Origin of the sequence: Staphylococcus nepalensis (assembly GCF_002442935.1) — a bacterium.
Taxonomy (GTDB): Bacteria; Bacillota; Bacilli; order Staphylococcales; family Staphylococcaceae; genus Staphylococcus; species Staphylococcus nepalensis.
Genome location: NZ_CP017466.1, coordinates 1,370,098 through 1,386,746 on the forward strand (window position 1 = coordinate 1,370,098; position 16,649 = coordinate 1,386,746).

13 protein-coding genes and 1 other annotated feature are annotated in these 16,649 nt (G+C 33.2%); of the genes, 12 read left to right on the forward strand and 1 reads right to left on the reverse strand.

Annotation, left to right across the window (positions count from 1 at the left end; translation table 11 throughout):
* Positions 1-152 precede the first annotated feature (152 nt).
* The 10 genes from tig to BJG89_RS06485 all read left to right on the forward strand — a co-directional run bounded on the left by tig (position 153) and on the right by BJG89_RS06485 (position 11,360).
* Positions 153-1,463 carry a trigger factor gene (tig, locus tag BJG89_RS06440; RefSeq protein ID WP_096809261.1) on the forward strand — a complete coding sequence of 437 codons (1,311 nt, stop codon included), beginning with the start codon at positions 153-155 and terminating at the stop codon, positions 1,461-1,463.
* Positions 1,464-1,649: 186 nt separating this feature from the next.
* On the forward strand, positions 1,650-2,912 hold the full coding sequence (gene clpX / locus BJG89_RS06445) for an ATP-dependent Clp protease ATP-binding subunit ClpX (protein WP_096809263.1): 1,263 nt from the start codon (positions 1,650-1,652) through the stop codon (positions 2,910-2,912).
* 272 nt (positions 2,913-3,184) lie between these two features.
* Positions 3,185-3,772, forward strand: a complete 588-nt coding sequence (gene yihA, locus BJG89_RS06450; protein ID WP_096809265.1) for a ribosome biogenesis GTP-binding protein YihA/YsxC — start codon at positions 3,185-3,187, stop codon at positions 3,770-3,772.
* A gap of 159 nt (positions 3,773-3,931) precedes the next feature.
* Positions 3,932-5,266 (forward strand): glutamyl-tRNA reductase, encoded by a 1,335-nt coding sequence (gene hemA, locus BJG89_RS06455; RefSeq protein ID WP_096809269.1) that lies wholly within the window; start codon positions 3,932-3,934, stop codon positions 5,264-5,266.
* Positions 5,267-5,287: 21 nt separating this feature from the next.
* Positions 5,288-6,124 carry a cytochrome c biogenesis protein gene (gene ccsA, locus BJG89_RS06460; RefSeq protein ID WP_096809272.1) on the forward strand — a complete coding sequence of 279 codons (837 nt, stop codon included), beginning with the start codon at positions 5,288-5,290 and terminating at the stop codon, positions 6,122-6,124.
* A gap of 47 nt (positions 6,125-6,171) precedes the next feature.
* Positions 6,172-7,098 carry a hydroxymethylbilane synthase gene (hemC, locus tag BJG89_RS06465; protein ID WP_096809274.1) on the forward strand — a complete coding sequence of 309 codons (927 nt, stop codon included), beginning with the start codon at positions 6,172-6,174 and terminating at the stop codon, positions 7,096-7,098.
* Positions 7,099-7,116: 18 nt separating this feature from the next.
* Positions 7,117-7,803, forward strand: coding sequence for a uroporphyrinogen-III synthase (locus BJG89_RS06470; RefSeq protein WP_096809276.1), 687 nt, complete (start codon positions 7,117-7,119; stop codon positions 7,801-7,803).
* Positions 7,793-8,770: a porphobilinogen synthase gene (gene hemB, locus BJG89_RS06475; protein WP_096811208.1), complete on the forward strand. Its 978-nt coding sequence runs from the start codon at positions 7,793-7,795 to the stop codon at positions 8,768-8,770. The genes BJG89_RS06470 and hemB overlap by 11 nt, the downstream gene beginning before the upstream one ends.
* Positions 8,771-8,783: 13 nt before the next feature.
* Positions 8,784-10,067 carry a glutamate-1-semialdehyde 2,1-aminomutase gene (gene hemL, locus BJG89_RS06480; RefSeq protein ID WP_096809278.1) on the forward strand — a complete coding sequence of 428 codons (1,284 nt, stop codon included), beginning with the start codon at positions 8,784-8,786 and terminating at the stop codon, positions 10,065-10,067.
* Positions 10,068-10,277: 210 nt separating this feature from the next.
* Positions 10,278-11,360: an AbrB family transcriptional regulator gene (locus tag BJG89_RS06485; RefSeq protein WP_096809280.1), complete on the forward strand. Its 1,083-nt coding sequence runs from the start codon at positions 10,278-10,280 to the stop codon at positions 11,358-11,360.
* A gap of 396 nt (positions 11,361-11,756) precedes the next feature.
* Here the strand turns inward: BJG89_RS06485 and BJG89_RS06490 are convergent, their stop codons facing one another.
* Complete coding sequence (locus BJG89_RS06490) at positions 11,757-12,335, reverse strand: DNA-3-methyladenine glycosylase I (protein WP_096809282.1); 579 nt, start codon at positions 12,333-12,335, stop codon at positions 11,757-11,759.
* A gap of 61 nt (positions 12,336-12,396) precedes the next feature.
* Positions 12,397-12,635: a binding site (T-box leader), on the forward strand.
* A gap of 41 nt (positions 12,636-12,676) precedes the next feature.
* Between BJG89_RS06490 and BJG89_RS06495 the strand changes: the two genes are divergently transcribed.
* Together BJG89_RS06495 and BJG89_RS06500 are read left to right on the forward strand one after the other, a co-directional pair.
* Positions 12,677-15,307 (forward strand): valine--tRNA ligase, encoded by a 2,631-nt coding sequence (locus BJG89_RS06495; protein ID WP_096809283.1) that lies wholly within the window; start codon positions 12,677-12,679, stop codon positions 15,305-15,307.
* Positions 15,308-15,318: 11 nt separating this feature from the next.
* Positions 15,319-16,581, forward strand: coding sequence for a bifunctional folylpolyglutamate synthase/dihydrofolate synthase (locus tag BJG89_RS06500; RefSeq protein ID WP_096809284.1), 1,263 nt, complete (start codon positions 15,319-15,321; stop codon positions 16,579-16,581).
* Positions 16,582-16,649 lie beyond the last annotated feature (68 nt).

Genomic DNA, 16,649 nt, shown 5'->3' on the forward strand with positions numbered 1-16,649 from the left:
GGTAAACGTTAAAAAGGAAATATAAAAGTAAAATAAGTTTCAATTTTTCATTGATTATTCATATAAAGTTCATAATTTGTGTCGAGCTTTGACGTGTGCTATAATAATGAAGTTGAAAAAATAAAATAGGATAATCATGGAGGTTTTTATACATGACAGCAACTTGGGAAAAAAAGGAAGGTAACGAAGGCGTTTTATCTGTTACTGTTCCAGCAGAAAAAGTAGACAAAGCAATTGATCAAGCTTTCAAAAAAGTGGTTAAACAAATTAATGTGCCAGGTTTCCGTAAAGGGAAAGTACCTCGCCAAATTTTTGAACAACGTTTTGGTGTAGAAGCATTGTATCAAGATGCAGTTGATATCTTATTACCAGAAGCTTACGGTGAAGCTATTGACGAAGCTGGAATCAAACCAGTTGATCAACCAGAAATTAACGTGACATCAATTGAAAAAGGTGAAGATATGACATTTGAAGCAAATGTTGTAGTTGAACCTGAAGTAGAATTAGGTGAGTACAAAGGTTTAGAAGTTGAAAAACAAAATACTGAATTAACAGAAGAAGAATTACAAGAATCAATCGATCATCAACTTGGTCATTTAGCAGAAATGGTTGTTAAAGAAGACGGCGCAGTTGAAAACGGTGATACTGTCAATATCGACTTTGATGGTTATGTCGATGGTGAACAATTTGAAGGTGGACAAGCTGAAGGTTATGACCTTGAAATTGGTTCAGGTTCATTCATTCCAGGCTTCGAAGAACAATTAGTAGGCGTGAAAGCTGGCGAAGAAAAAGATGTTACCGTAACTTTCCCAGAAGAATACCACGCTGAAGAATTAGCTGGAAAAGAAGCTACTTTTAAAACAAAAGTAAATGAAATCAAATATAAAGATGTTCCAGAATTAAATGATGAAATTGCGAATGAATTAGATGCAGAAGCTAACTCAGTAGACGAATACAAAGACAATTTACGTAAACGTTTAGCTGAACAAAAAGCAACTGAAGCTGAGAACACTCAAAAAGAGGAAGCTATCAATAAAGCAACTAATAACACAACAATTAATATTCCAGAAGCTATGATTAAAACTGAATTAGACCGTATGGTTCAAGAATTTGGACAACGTATGCAACAACAAGGTCTTAATTTAGAAACTTACTTCCAAATTTCTGGACAAGATGAGTCACAGTTAAGAGAACAAATGAAAGACGACGCAGAAGAACGCGTTAAAACAAACTTAACTTTAACTGCGATTGCTGATGCAGAAGAAGTAGAAGTAACTGACGCTGATATCGATAAAGAATTAGAAAAAATGAGTGAACAATTTAATATCTCAGTTGAAGATATTAAACAAACACTTGGAAATACTGACATTGTGAAAAATGATGTGCGTATCCAAAAAGTAATCGATTTATTAGTTGAAGAAGCAAAATTAGTAGAACCATCTAAAGATGACTCAGAAGCGTAACTAAACATTTCTCAAGCATATTGTTTGTAGGAATATAGATTAGTTGTTTAATATTGTAAATTAGTAGCAGATGCATTTGAACAATGTGTCTGCTACAATGTTTTGTGCAAAAAACTTGAGTTTTCTTCAAGTTGCATATTAAAATGCTATCTAGTATAGTCTTTAGGGAATAGGGGTGTAAATAGAATGTTCAAATTCAATGAAGATGAAGAAAATTTAAAATGCTCTTTCTGTGGTAAAGACCAAGATCAAGTTAAGAAGTTGGTTGCAGGAAGTGGCGTATACATTTGTAATGAATGTATTGAGCTATGCTCAGAAATAGTTGAAGAAGAATTAGCTCAGTCAGAATCTGAGGGGCTAACAGAATTACCAACTCCTAAAGAAATTATGGACCAATTAAATGATTATGTTATCGGCCAAGAAAAAGCTAAAAAGTCTCTAGCAGTTGCAGTGTACAATCATTATAAACGTGTTCAAAATTTAGGTCCAAACGAAGATGATGTTGAATTACAAAAAAGTAATATTGCATTAATCGGACCAACAGGTAGCGGTAAAACGCTTCTAGCTCAAACACTAGCTAAAACTTTAAACGTACCTTTTGCGATTGCAGACGCTACGAGTCTAACTGAAGCCGGGTATGTAGGTGACGATGTTGAAAATATTCTGCTACGCTTAATTCAAGCAGCTGATTTTGATGTAGATAAAGCAGAAAAAGGCATTATTTATGTAGACGAAATTGATAAAATAGCTAGAAAATCAGAGAATACATCTATTACAAGAGATGTGTCTGGTGAAGGTGTGCAACAAGCATTATTAAAAATTCTTGAAGGTACTACTGCAAGCGTGCCGCCACAAGGTGGTCGTAAACATCCAAACCAAGAGTTAATTCAAATTGATACAACGAATATCTTATTTGTACTTGGTGGTGCATTTGATGGTATTGATGAAGTAATCAAACGTAGACTTGGAGAAAAAGTGATTGGCTTTTCAAGTAGCGAAGCATCTAAATATGATGAAGATGCTATCCTTGAACAAATTAGACCTGAAGATTTACAATCATATGGTTTAATCCCTGAATTTATCGGTCGTGTGCCAATTGTTGCTAATTTAGAAACATTAGATGTAGATGCATTGAAAAACATCTTAACGCAACCTAAAAATGCGTTAGTGAAACAATATACTAAAATGTTAGAACTTGATGATGTAGCATTAGAATTTACAGATGAAGCATTATCAGCTATTAGTAATAAAGCCATAGAACGTAAAACAGGCGCACGTGGATTGCGTTCAATTATCGAAGAAGCACTGATTGATATTATGTACGATGTGCCATCTTCTGAAGGTGTTGTAAAAGTAGTTATAACTGAAGAAACAATTAATGAAGAAAAAAATCCTGAACTATACGATAAAGAAGGAAACCTTGTAAACAAGGAACAAACTTCTGCTTAATTTAGTAACACAAAAGAAAACGATACAATTCCAATTTTTCTAAAAAAAGATTGTTTTGTTGTGTAACGGCGAACATGCTAAACTCGAAAAAGTTTGACACAAAATTTATTTTCAAGTAGCGGTAGTGCCGATATGAAATTCGAGGCTGAGACGTATTTATGTCTTAGCCTCTTTCTTTGTTAAAAGGTATAAAATCATAGAAAAATACATATTATTATTTGAAATTGTGTAATATAATAATGGAGTATGTTTAATAGAAAAGAGGGTCGGTAATGAAAATAAATCCTAATAAAATTGAATTACTAATAAGTGCTGTCAAGCCTGAACAATATCCTGAAACAGGTTTGAGTGAAGTTGGGCTGAGTGGCCGATCTAATGTTGGTAAGTCAACGTTTATCAATAGCATGATTGGTCGTAAAAATATGGCTAGAACATCACAACAACCTGGTAAAACGCAGACGCTCAATTTTTATAATATTGATAACCAGCTTGTATTTGTAGATGTACCAGGATATGGTTACGCCAAAGTAAGCAAAAAACAACGTGAAGCGTTTGGGAAAATGATTGAAAAGTATATTTCGCAGAGAGCGTCTCTAAAACTGGTAATTCAACTCGTTGACTTAAGACATAATCCCACAGAAGATGACGTTTTAATGTATAATTATTTGAAATATTTTGATATTCCAATATTGGTTGTTGCAACTAAAGAAGATAAAATCGCAAAAGGTAAAGTCCAAAAACATTTATCCAATGTACAACGGAAACTTGAAATGGAACCTGAAGATGAAATTATAAGTTATTCTTCTATAAAAAATAGTAAGCAACAACAGGTATGGAATATAATTGAAAAATATTTATAAAAATTAATAACAATGATATGGGCAACATTAATTGTACAAATTATGACAACTATTTGAATGTAAATTAGAATATTTCTAATTTACGTGTGCAAGTTGCTTAACTCAAATGATAATTGTGTTATAATTTACTTATTGTAATATGTATGGAGGGCGTTATAAATGCATTTAATTGCGATAAGCATTAATCATCGTACAGCAGATGTAGCACTGAGAGAACAAGTTGCTTTTAAAGATGATGCCATACGTTCAGCCAATGTTGATTTATTCGAAACTAAATCTATTTTAGAAAATGTAATATTATCAACTTGTAATCGTACAGAAGTATATGCGGTTGTTGATCAAATTCATACAGGTCGCTATTATATTCAACGTTTTTTAGCGAGAAATTTTGGATTTGAAGTAGAAGAGATTAAAGCTATGACTGAAGTAACTGTGGGGGACGATGCAGTAAGACACTTATTGCAAGTTACTTCAGGATTAGATTCTGTAGTATTAGGTGAAACTCAAATTCTTGGACAAATCAGAGATGCATTCTTTGTTGCTCAAGAAGAAGATACGACGGGTACTGTATTTAATCACTTATTTAAACAAGCAATTACTTTTGCGAAAAAAGCGCACAATGACACTGATATAGCAGATAATGCAGTAAGTGTTTCATATGCAGCAGTTGAACTCAGTAAGAAAGTGTTTGGCAAAATTAATAATAAAAAAGCTTTGATTATCGGTGCAGGGGAAATGAGTGAATTATCACTCTTAAATTTGATAGGTTCAAATGTAACAGATATTACTATAGTAAATAGAACTGTGAGCAAAGCGCAACAGTTAGCTATAGCACATGATGTTAAATATGAATCTATGGAAGCACTACCACAACTTTTGGCTCATGCCGATATAGTTATAAGTTCAACTAGTTCAGATACGTATATTATTACGGATCACATGATCAGTTCAATACAATCGCAACGAAAAAATGATTCACTTGTGTTAATAGATATTGCAGTTCCAAGAGATATTGAACCTGATATAAATGCTGTTCAAGATGTGTTTAACTATGATGTTGACGATTTGAAAGGATTAGTAGATGCTAACCTTAAAGAACGTCAGAATGCAGCCAATGAAATCTTGCAGAGAATACCAGCAGAAATTGACGCACATAATGAATGGGTTAATATGCTAGGTGTCGTTCCTGTAATTCGTGCGCTTAGAGAAAAAGCAATGAATATACAAGAAGATACAATGAGTAGTATTGATAGAAAACTCCCAGGTTTAACAGAAAGAGAACGCAAAATTATATCAAAACACACCAAAAGTATCATTAACCAAATGTTAAAAGATCCTATTAAGCAGGCTAAAGAGTTGAGTAGTGACAAAAAAGGTAACGAAAAATTAGAGCTATTTCAAAACATTTTTGACATTGAAGCAGAACAAGCTTATGAACCCAAAAAGAAAAAGCGTAATGTAGCTACGACAAGTCAAATTTTTAGTTTTGAATAAGCATATGCAAATGGTGATGATATGCAAGAATTTTTGTTCATTAGACTAAATGAACTTATTTTATTAATTTATTTACTTAGCATTGCTTGTTATTTTTTTGATTTTGTGAGAAAAAACCATAGGATTAAAACGATTGGTTTTGTTACATTAGGGGTTGTTTGGATGTTACAAACAATCTCTTTATCTTTATATATAAATGTGACAAAACAAATCCCCCTAGGAAACATTTTTGATGTGTTCTTTGCATTAGCATGGTTAATCATTTCTATTTCAATAGTGATTAGTGTGATTAAGCAAATTAATTTGTCGATATTTCTATTTAATATTATTGGCTTTCTATTAATTGCTGTTAATACATTCCAACCGATGCGATATCAAAGTACGGGTGAGAAATTAAATATTATAAATGAATTGCTCATAGTCCATATTAGTTTTGCGGTCATTAGCTATGCATTATTTGCATTTGCTTTTGTCAATTGTATATTGTATTTAATACAATATAATAATTTGAAACAAAAGAAATTTGATCAAAAATATTTTAGGATTGGAAGTGTAGCTACACTTGAACAAGTCGTGTTCTATAGTAGTTTAATAGGTTTTACTTTCATTATATTTAGTATCATATTAGGTGCACAATGGGGATTCAATACATTAGGGGGATATATTCTTATAGATCCTAAAGTAATCATGTCGTTAATAATAACGTTATTATATGGAATTTATTTGATTTTTAGAGTGAAAAAAATCATAAATAAGCACAAATTGATTTATTTTAATATCATATTATTTTGTCTTAGTATGATTAATTTATTTTTCGCTTCGCATATATCTGATTTTCATCAATGGACAGGTATTTAATGATGTATGATTAAGTTAAATAGATTTTTTCTAGGAGGTTGCGCATGATGCGTAAATTAGTTGTAGGTTCACGTAGAAGTAAATTAGCTTTAACGCAAAGCAGACAGTTTATTGATAAATTAAAAGCGATTGACCCTAGTTTAGAGATAGAAATTAAAGAAATCGTAACAAAAGGCGACCGTATTATAGATAAACAATTATCTAAAGTTGGAGGCAAAGGCTTATTTGTTAAAGAAATCCAAAATGCCTTGTTTAGTCAAGAAATTGATATGGCTATACATTCTTTAAAAGATGTCCCAAGTGTTATACCTGAAGGATTAACTTTAGGATGTGTGCCCGATCGAGAAAATCCCTATGACGCTTATATAGCAAAAAATCATGTTCCTCTACATGAATTACCTGATAATAGTATAGTTGGTACGAGTTCATTACGACGTGGTGCTCAAATACTTGCTAAATATCCTCATTTACAAATAAAATGGATTCGTGGAAATATAGACACGCGATTAAGTAAATTAGAAAATGAAGATTATGATGCTATACTATTAGCTGCGGCAGGACTTAAGCGTATGGGGTGGTCAGATGACATCGTTACTGACTACTTGGATGAAGATACGCTAATACCAGCAATAGGACAAGGCGCTTTAGGCATTGAATGTCGGTCGGATGATAAAGCATTATTAGACTTATTAACACAAGTCCATAACCATGACGTTGCCGAATGTGTAACCGCTGAACGTACATTTTTAGAGCGTATGAATGGAAGCTGTCAGGTGCCTATCGGAGGCTATGCTAGTAAAAATAGTGATGGTACAATAGTATTTACAGGACTAATCATGTCACCTGATGGTAAAGAACGTTACGAACACACAGAGCGTGGTACAAATCCAGTTGAGCTCGGTGAAAAAGTTACTGAAGTTTTAAATGCGCAAGGCGCATATGAAATAATTAAAGCACTTAACGAAGAACAATAATCGTTCGAGGTGAAAATAATGAGACCAGTGATAGTTATGACACAAACTAACGAATTTAAAAAAGATGGTATAAATATTCTACACAAGCCTTTTATAGATGTGGAACCGTTATCGTTTGATTTAAATTTGTTAAAAGTCGACTATGACTGGCTTATTTTTTCGTCTAAAAACGCAGTCAGATATTTTCAATCATTTTTATCGCAAGTGAAAGTGAAAAAATTTGCTGCAATAGGCGCTAAAACTGCAGAATATTGCAAATCAATCGGGCTTGATGTTCTATATTATCCATCGGATTATTCGCAAGAAGGTTTTCTTAAATCCTTTAAAACTATAAAGGGTAGTAATATTTTGATACCTTCTAGTGCACAAGCGCGTCCTTTATTACAAAATAGTTTAAAACAACAAGGGCATCATGTATGTAAAATTGATTTATACCGACCTATACCACATAAAGATAACATTGAAATGGTTAAACGAATGATGAAATATAATGAATTAGATGCTATCACGTTTGCGAGTTCATCAGCAGTGAAATATTTTTTTGAACAAGGTCCAACGCCTGTATTTAACCATTACTATGCAATAGGTCAGCAAACATTGGATACTATAATGCACTATGGCTATGATGCCACTATTTCAGATATACAAACGTTAGACTCATTAACAAATAAAATCTTAGAAAGTTGGGAAAATGATGCAATTTGATAGACATAGAAGATTACGCAGTAGCAAATCTATGAGAGATATGGTGCGTGAAACACACGTACGTAAAGAAGATTTAATTTATCCAATTTTTGTAGTTGAACGCGACAATGTTAAAGAAGAAATTAAATCTATGCCAGGCGTATACCAATTAAGTTTAAATTTAATTGATGAAGAGATAAAAGAAGCTTATGAATTAGGCATCAGAGGTATTATGTTCTTTGGCGTACCAAACGAAAAGGATGCTGTTGGTACAGGCGCTTATGACCATAATGGTATTGTTCAAGAAGCGACTAGGAAAGCCAAAGCAATGTACAACGATTTACTTATCGTAGCAGATACATGTTTATGTGAATATACAGATCACGGCCATTGTGGCGTCATTAATGAAAAAACGCAAGATGTAGATAATGATAAATCATTACCACTATTAGTTAAAACTGCCATTTCCCAAGTTGAAGCAGGTGCTGACATTATTGCGCCTAGTAATATGATGGACGGTTTTGTTGCTGAAATTAGAGCAGGTCTAGATGAAGCAGGCTATTACAATATACCAATTATGAGTTATGGTATTAAATATGCTTCAAGTTTCTTTGGACCATTCCGTGATGCTGCTGAATCTACACCTCAATTTGGAGATAGAAAAACATACCAAATGGATCCAGCCAATAGAAGAGAAGCATTGAGAGAACTAGAAAGTGATTTACATGAAGGCGCCGATATGATGATTGTTAAACCTGCATTAAGCTTTTTAGATATCATCAGAGATGTAAGAAATACAACCAATGTGCCTGTAGTCGCATATAATGTGAGTGGTGAATACAGTATGACTAAAGCTGCAGCGCTTAACGGTTGGATTGACGAAAAACAAGTAGTGATGGAACAAATGACTTCAATGAAACGTGCAGGCGCTGACATGATTATCACTTATTTCTCTAAAGATATTTGTAAATATATTGATGAACAATAAGGAGGCAATTTTAATGGGATATAATAATTCTATAGAAGCAATGAAGGTAGCCGAACAACTGATGCCAGGCGGCGTAAATAGTCCAGTAAGAGCATTTAAATCAGTAGACACACCTGCTATTTTTATGGATCATGGACAAGGTTCAAAAATATATGATATTGATGGTAATGAATATATTGATTACGTACTAAGTTGGGGTCCCTTAATCTTGGGTCATAAGAATAAGCAAGTAAATGAAAAATTACATGAGGCTGTAGACAATGGGACTAGCTTTGGTGCTTCAACAATTATTGAAAATAAATTAGCTGAACTTGTTATAGACCGCGTTCCTTCTATTGAAAAATTACGTATGGTCTCTTCAGGTACAGAGGCAACGCTAGATACTTTACGTTTAGCCCGAGGTTATACTGGTAGAAATAAAATTGTGAAATTTACTGGTTGTTATCACGGCCATAGTGATTCACTATTAATCAAAGCAGGTTCTGGTGTTGCGACATTAGGGCTACCTGATTCCCCTGGTGTACCAGAAGGCATAGCTAAAAACACAATTTCAGTACCATACAATGATTTAGAATCTATTAAAGTTGCATTTAAAGAATATGGTGACGATATCGCAGGCGTGATTGTAGAACCAGTAGCTGGTAATATGGGCGTTGTGCCACCAGTTGAAGGGTTCTTGCAAGGACTACGAGATATCACAAATGAATACGGCTCATTACTTATCTTTGACGAGGTAATGACTGGTTTCAGAGTAGGTTATAACTGTGCGCAAGGATACTTTAATGTGACACCAGATTTAACGTGTTTAGGTAAAGTGATTGGTGGTGGCTTGCCTGCAGCTGCTTTTGGTGGAAAAAAAGAAATTATGGATCATATAGCACCTTCAGGTAATATTTACCAAGCAGGTACGTTATCAGGTAATCCATTAGCAATGACGAGTGGTTATGAAACACTAAAACAATTAACACCTGAGTCGTATGATTATTTCAATAAACTTGGGGACCTATTAGAAGATGGTTTGAAAACTATTTTTGCAAAACATAATGCTCCAATCACTGTTAATCGTGCTGGTTCTATGATAGGCTATTTCTTAAATGAAGGGCCAGTAACCAATTTTGAAGAGGCGAATCAAAGTGATTTAGAAATGTTTAGCCAAATGTACAGAGAAATGGCTAAAGAAGGTGTCTTTTTACCACCATCTCAATTTGAAGGCACATTCCTTTCAACTGCACACACTGAGGAAGATATCCAAAAAACATTAGAAGCGTTTGATACTGCTTTAAGTCGTATTGTCTAATATATACCAACTTTATTTAACATCAATAATGTACTATACTGATGGAAACAGTAAAGTGTTTTAGATGGCCGGTTTCGTTACAGTAAGTATACTAGTTCTTTTTTACCTTTGGGGGCGGGGATTCGAAATCAAATTAAACATTTTGATTTCTAACTCGCTCCTTTTAAATTTACATAATAGGGTGACGATACTTAAGAAAGTTGTGAGAATATGAATAAGCAATTAAAAGGTAACTTAATCGTATTAATACTAGCACTTATTTTTAGTTTGATACTTAATGCGGCACATGTTTTACTTCCATTCATGTTTGGTCCGATTATTGCTAGTATCGTTTGTATACGTTATTTACACCTAGATGTACAATGGCCATTTTGGTTGAGTCAAATAGGATTAGTATTATTAGGTGTTCAAATCGGTTCTACTTTTACTAAAACTGTTATTTTAGATATTAAAGATGATTGGTTTACCATCGTTATGATTACTGTCATGCTCCTTGTATTAGCGTTAATTATTGCGTATTTCTTTAAAAAAATTGCCAATGTTAATACTGAAACAGCGATACTTAGCGTTATTCCAGGTGCTTTGAGCCAGATGTTAATTATGGCGGAAGAGAATAAAAAAGCGAATATTATGGTAGTGAGTCTAACGCAAACTTCTAGAATTATCTTTGTTGTAATACTCGTACCTTTTTTATCTTACTTTTTTAAAAATCCAGATAATGATGGGGCTCTTGCTACCAATACGACTAAAACTTTAACACAAGCTTTAACCCTCCCTAATATACTTATATTAATTATTGCGATAACTGTTGTTTATTTTGTTATGAAAAAAATAAATTTTCCAACGAAGCAATTACTTGCACCAATACTTGTACTTATTTGTTGGAATTTATTTACTAGTGCGACGTTTACGTTAGATAATTATATTATTGCTGCTGCTCAAATCATATATATGATACGTATAGGTATACAAATTGCAAAACTATTAGATCAAATGAAAGGAAGAATTGCTGTAGCAATCGCTTTTCAAAATATTTTATTGATTTTACTTGCGTTTGTAATGGTACTATTTATATCTTCTGTTTCTCATCACCAAGTAAACGAACTATTCTTAGGTGCAGCGCCTGGGGGAATGAGTCAAATTGTGTTAGTTGCCATTGAAACAGGTGCTGATGTAGCTATGATATCGAGTTATCATATCTTTAGAATATTCTTTATACTATTTTTAATTGCACCGATGTTAAATTATTTTCTTAAATATAGAGCAAGACAAGGTTATCATAATGAAAAATGATTGTTGGATATACAACCTCGCCTAACACTTTAACAAGTTTACAATATTTTAATAATTATTGCGTTGAACAATATAATTTTGTTTGATAATATAAAGGATGAAGTACCTCCAGTACTTCATCCTTTGACCACTCTTCGGAGTGGTTTTTTGTTTGAAATTTGAAATCAGTGATAAGGTTAGAACATAGTTAGGAATAGATTTATAGTTAATTTAAATCATCTTGTAATTGAAATAAATTAAAGAGAGTAGAGCGTTATTGATATAATAGTGTGAAATTAATGAGGCTGTACAAAATAAGCGAGCAGTTATTCTTTTGTATTTTGTCACGCTTGAGAGGCAGAACGGCACAGAACAATGTAGTCGTTTAAGCAATATCGCTGCTATCTAACACCTTGATTATTCAAACCCTTTGCCATTATAATACTTTGGATTGAATGGACAAGATTGTAAATGTGCATTATACAAACCTGCAGCTTCTAAAAATGAATAAACAGTTACAGGACCTAAAAACTTAAAGCCAAACTGTTTTAATTTTTTAGAGAGTTCAGTTGCACGTGCATCGACTGTAACACGCTCACTTGGATTAGTGTACCCACAATCTATAGGTTGAAAATCAACATACGACCATAAAAAATCACTAAAGCTGCCATACACTTTTTCAATTTCAAAATAGCCCTTGGCTTGATTTACAATTGCTTCTAATTTTTTTCGGTTATGTATAATATTTGGAAATACCATTAACCTATCTATATCTTCTGAAGTCATTTGTGCAATTTGTGCTGGGTTAAACTGATAAAAAGCCTGCTCATAAGATGACTTCTTCTTTAGAATAGTTAACCATGAAAGTCCAGCATGTTGGGATTCTAAAGCTATTAGTTTAAATAATTTTAGGTTATCATAAAGTGGGTGGCCCCAACTTTCATCGTGATAATGAATATAAACAGGATCTTTTGTACCGAATGCACATTCGTTCATAAATTTCACTCCATTTTATTGACTTATTTTCATATCCATTATACTATAATCAAGTAAAGGAATATAGTCTACTGGGAAGAGTAAATAAGCTGAAATTTAACAGAGAGTACATGGTTGCTGAAAATGTACAATTTAACTTATTGAAGGTAGCCCACATTGAACTTTGACTGAAATAAATCATTGATTTTGATTATAGATTAAGTTAAAGCGTGTTTGAGCGTTAATCATAATTTTGAGTGCTTGAAATTGGAATGCTAATTTCTTGAATTTAGGTGGTACCACGGAAAACCCGTCCTATTTATAGGATGGGTTTTTTATTTATTTAAGGAGGATTTTAACATATGGAAATGAAACCAAAATATAATCCAAATGAAGTTGAAGCTGGACGTTATGACGAGTGGGTTAATAATGGCTATTTTAAAGCTTCAGAAGATCATTCAAAAGAAACATATACGATTGTCATTCCGCCCCCGAATGTAACAGGAAAATTACATTTAGGACATGCTTGGGATACAACATTACAAGATATTATTACGCGAATGAAACGCATGCAAGGGTACGATACATTATACTTGCCTGGTATGGATCATGCAGGTATTGCTACACAAACTAAAGTAGAAGCAAAACTTAAAGAAGAAGGACTATCTCGTCATGATTTAGGTAGAAGTAAATTCCTAGAAAAGGCATGGGATTGGAAAGAAGAATACGCTACGTTTATCAGACAACAATGGGCTAAATTAGGTTTAGGGCTAGATTATAGTAGAGAACGCTTTACATTAGATGAAGGTTTAAGTAAAGCCGTGAAAAAAGTCTTTGTTGACATGTATAATAAAGGTTTAATTTATCGTGGTGAATATATTATTAATTGGGATCCAATTGCGCGTACAGCTTTATCTGATATAGAAGTTATCCACGAAGATATTCAAGGCAAATTTTATCACTTCAAATACCCTTATGCGGATGGCGAAGGTTATATTGAAATAGCTACTACGCGTCCAGAAACAATGTTAGGTGATACTGCTATCGTGGTAAACCCTAATGATGAACGTTATAAAGATGTTATCGGTAAAAAAGTTATCTTACCAATAGTAGAAAGGGAATTACCTATATTAGCAGATGAATATGTTGATATTGAATTCGGTAGTGGTGCGATGAAAGTAACGCCATCACACGACCCAAATGACTTTGAAATAGGTAACCGACATGATTTAGAACGTATTACTGTTATGGATGAATCTGGCCATATGAATGAATATGCTGGTAAATACCAAGGCATGGATAGATTTGAGTGTCGTGAAGCATTAGTTAAAGATTTACAAGAACAAGACTTAGTGATTAAAATAGAAGAACATGAACACTCAGTAGGGCATTCTGAACGTTCAGGCGCAGTGGTTGAACCTTACTTATCTACACAATGGTTTGTTAAAATGAAACCATTAGCAGAACAAGCCTTAAATAACCAAAAAACAAATAATAGAATTGATTTTGTACCTAATAGATTTGAAAAAACGTTTAACCGTTGGATGGAAGAAATTCGAGATTGGACAATTTCTCGTCAATTATGGTGGGGCCACCAAATACCTGCTTGGTATCATAATGAAACAGGAGAAATCTATGTTGGGGAAGAGCCACCTAAAGATGAAGCAAATTGGACTCAAGATGAAGATGTATTAGATACATGGTTTTCTAGTGCGCTTTGGCCATTTTCAACGTTAGGATGGCCTGATGTTGAAAGCGAGGATTTCCAACGTTATTATCCAACCAATGCGCTTGTAACTGGTTATGACATTATTTTCTTCTGGGTAGCAAGAATGATTTTCCAAGGTTTAGAATTTACTGGCCAACGTCCATTTAATGATGTATTATTACATGGATTAGTACGTGCAGAAGATGGGCGTAAAATGAGTAAATCACTTGGTAATGGTGTGGATCCAATGGATGTTATAGACGAATATGGCGCAGACAGCTTAAGATATTTCTTAGCTACAGGATCTTCACCTGGTCATGATTTACGTTATTCTACAGAAAAAGTTGAATCTGTTTGGAATTTTATCAATAAAATTTGGAATGCTGCTCGTTTCAGTCTTATGAACATTGGTGAGGATTTTAAAGTTGAAGATGTTGATTTAACTGGTAATCTTTCATTAGCAGATAAATGGATTCTAACTCGTTTGAATGAAACAATTGATACAGTAACAGATTTAAGTGAAAAATATGAATTTGGCGAAGTTGGTAGAGCACTTTATAACTTTATTTGGGACGAGTTCTGTGATTGGTATATCGAAATGAGTAAAATACCAATGAACGGCGAAGATGAAACTCAAAAACAAGTAACACGATCTGTATTAACATATGTTTTAGATAATACGATGAGAATGCTACATCCATTTATGCCATTTGTCACAGAACAAATATGGCAAAACTTACCTCATGAAGGTGAGACCATTGTCAATGCGGCTTGGCCTAAAGTAAACAAAGCGCTCGTATTTGATGAGAGTAAAGAAACAATGCAACAACTAGTTGAAATCATTAAATCAGTGAGACAATCCCGATTAGAGGTAGATACACCATTATCAAGAGCAATTCCAATTTTCATTCAAGCTAAAAATGAAAATTTAAAAGATACGTTAACAAATAATTCAAATTACATTGATAGATTCTGTCATCCAAGTGAATTGGTTATCGATACATCTATCACAATTCCTGAAAAAGCAATGACATCCATCACATCTGCAGGTGAAGTTGTATTACCATTAGAAGGCTTAATTGACATGGATAAAGAAATTGAACGACTAGAAAATGAGCTATTAAAATGGGAAAAAGAGTTGGACCGTGTTAATAAAAAATTAGCTAACGAAAACTTTGTTAATAAGGCACCGGAAAAAATTATTAATGAAGAACGTGAAAAAAAACAAACATATCAAGAAAAATATGACGGTGTACAAGAACGTATTAATCAATTAAAAGCATAGGAGTCCTAAACATGAATTACCTAGACAGCTTATATTGGATACATGAACGAACTAAATTTGGCATTAAACCAGGTGTTAAACGCATGGAGTGGATGTTAAATAGATTAAATAACCCACAATTTAATATCAATGGTATTCATGTCGGTGGTACGAATGGTAAAGGGTCAACTGTTGCATATTTAAGATCAGCACTCGTTGATAATGGATATGAGGTCGGTACCTTTACATCGCCTTTTATAGAAACATTTAATGAACGCATAAGTTTAAATGGTACGCCTATTAGTGATGACGCCATCGTAGCATTAGTTCAAAAAGTAAAACCAGTAAGTGAAGCATTAGAAATAGAAACAGAACTTGGCACAGCAACTGAATTTGAAATTATTACAACTATGATGTTTCTTTATTTCGGAGAAATCCATCCAGTAGATTTTGTAATAGTAGAAGCAGGATTAGGTATCAAAAATGATTCAACAAACGTATTTAAACCAATACTTAGTATTTTAACAAGTATTGGTTTAGATCATGTAGATATTTTGGGTGATACTTATGTAGATATTGCAAAAGATAAAGGCGCAATTGTTAAGCCAGATACACCTGTAATCTACGCAGTAAAAAATGAAGACGCACTGAAAGTTATTCGAGATTTTGTAGAACAACAAAATGCAGAAGGTATAGAGTTAGATAGAGATATTAGTGTGATTTCTCAAGGTGATGAGTTTACTTACCGTTATAAAAATTATGAATTAGAAACACTTATTTTAAATATGTTGGGCGAACATCAAAAAGAAAATGCTGCATTAGCAATAACAGCGCTTATAGAATTGAATGAGTCAGGATTAGTCGAGTTAGATTTTAATAAAATGATTGATGGCATTGAATCGGTCAATTGGACAGGAAGAATTGAAAAAGTTAAAGATCAACCACTAATGATTATAGACGGCGCGCATAACTTAGAAAGCGTAGAAGCTCTAATTAAAACTTTAAAAGATTATTACAAATTAGAGTCTGTAGATATCTTATACGCTGCAATTAAAGGAAAACCAATCCATAGCATGGTTGATCAATTGAAAACAGTCGCTTCAACTTTTTATGTAACGGATTTTGATTTTCCCAAAGCGTGTACTAAAGAAACAATATATGACGAAATACGTTTCGAGCAAAAAGAAACTATAGACGACTTTGTTCAATTTATTGAAAATTATAACGGGTCTGGTTTAGTGATTACAGGTAGTTTGTATTTTATCAGTGAAGTTAAATCTAAAGTTAACTTCTAGTTATAATATATTAATTTATGATTTTTTAAAAAGCTAGTAATGATTTAGTGTTTTTTCAATGTTAGTGA

What these genes read in the sequence shown, in the direction of transcription:
- tig (WP_096809261.1), top strand. Translation starts at nt 153, where the DNA reads ATGACAGCAACTTGGGAAAAAAAGGAAGGTAACGAAGGCGTTTTATCT.
- clpX (WP_096809263.1), top strand. Translation starts at nt 1,650, where the DNA reads ATGTTCAAATTCAATGAAGATGAAGAAAATTTAAAATGCTCTTTCTGT.
- yihA (WP_096809265.1), top strand. Translation starts at nt 3,185, where the DNA reads ATGAAAATAAATCCTAATAAAATTGAATTACTAATAAGTGCTGTCAAG.
- hemA (WP_096809269.1), top strand. Translation starts at nt 3,932, where the DNA reads ATGCATTTAATTGCGATAAGCATTAATCATCGTACAGCAGATGTAGCA.
- ccsA (WP_096809272.1), top strand. Translation starts at nt 5,288, where the DNA reads ATGCAAGAATTTTTGTTCATTAGACTAAATGAACTTATTTTATTAATT.
- hemC (WP_096809274.1), top strand. Translation starts at nt 6,172, where the DNA reads ATGCGTAAATTAGTTGTAGGTTCACGTAGAAGTAAATTAGCTTTAACG.
- BJG89_RS06470 (WP_096809276.1), top strand. Translation starts at nt 7,117, where the DNA reads ATGAGACCAGTGATAGTTATGACACAAACTAACGAATTTAAAAAAGAT.
- hemB (WP_096811208.1), top strand. Translation starts at nt 7,793, where the DNA reads ATGCAATTTGATAGACATAGAAGATTACGCAGTAGCAAATCTATGAGA.
- hemL (WP_096809278.1), top strand. Translation starts at nt 8,784, where the DNA reads ATGGGATATAATAATTCTATAGAAGCAATGAAGGTAGCCGAACAACTG.
- BJG89_RS06485 (WP_096809280.1), top strand. Translation starts at nt 10,278, where the DNA reads ATGAATAAGCAATTAAAAGGTAACTTAATCGTATTAATACTAGCACTT.
- BJG89_RS06490 (WP_096809282.1), bottom strand. Translation starts at nt 12,335, where the DNA reads ATGAACGAATGTGCATTCGGTACAAAAGATCCTGTTTATATTCATTAT.
- BJG89_RS06495 (WP_096809283.1), top strand. Translation starts at nt 12,677, where the DNA reads ATGGAAATGAAACCAAAATATAATCCAAATGAAGTTGAAGCTGGACGT.
- BJG89_RS06500 (WP_096809284.1), top strand. Translation starts at nt 15,319, where the DNA reads ATGAATTACCTAGACAGCTTATATTGGATACATGAACGAACTAAATTT.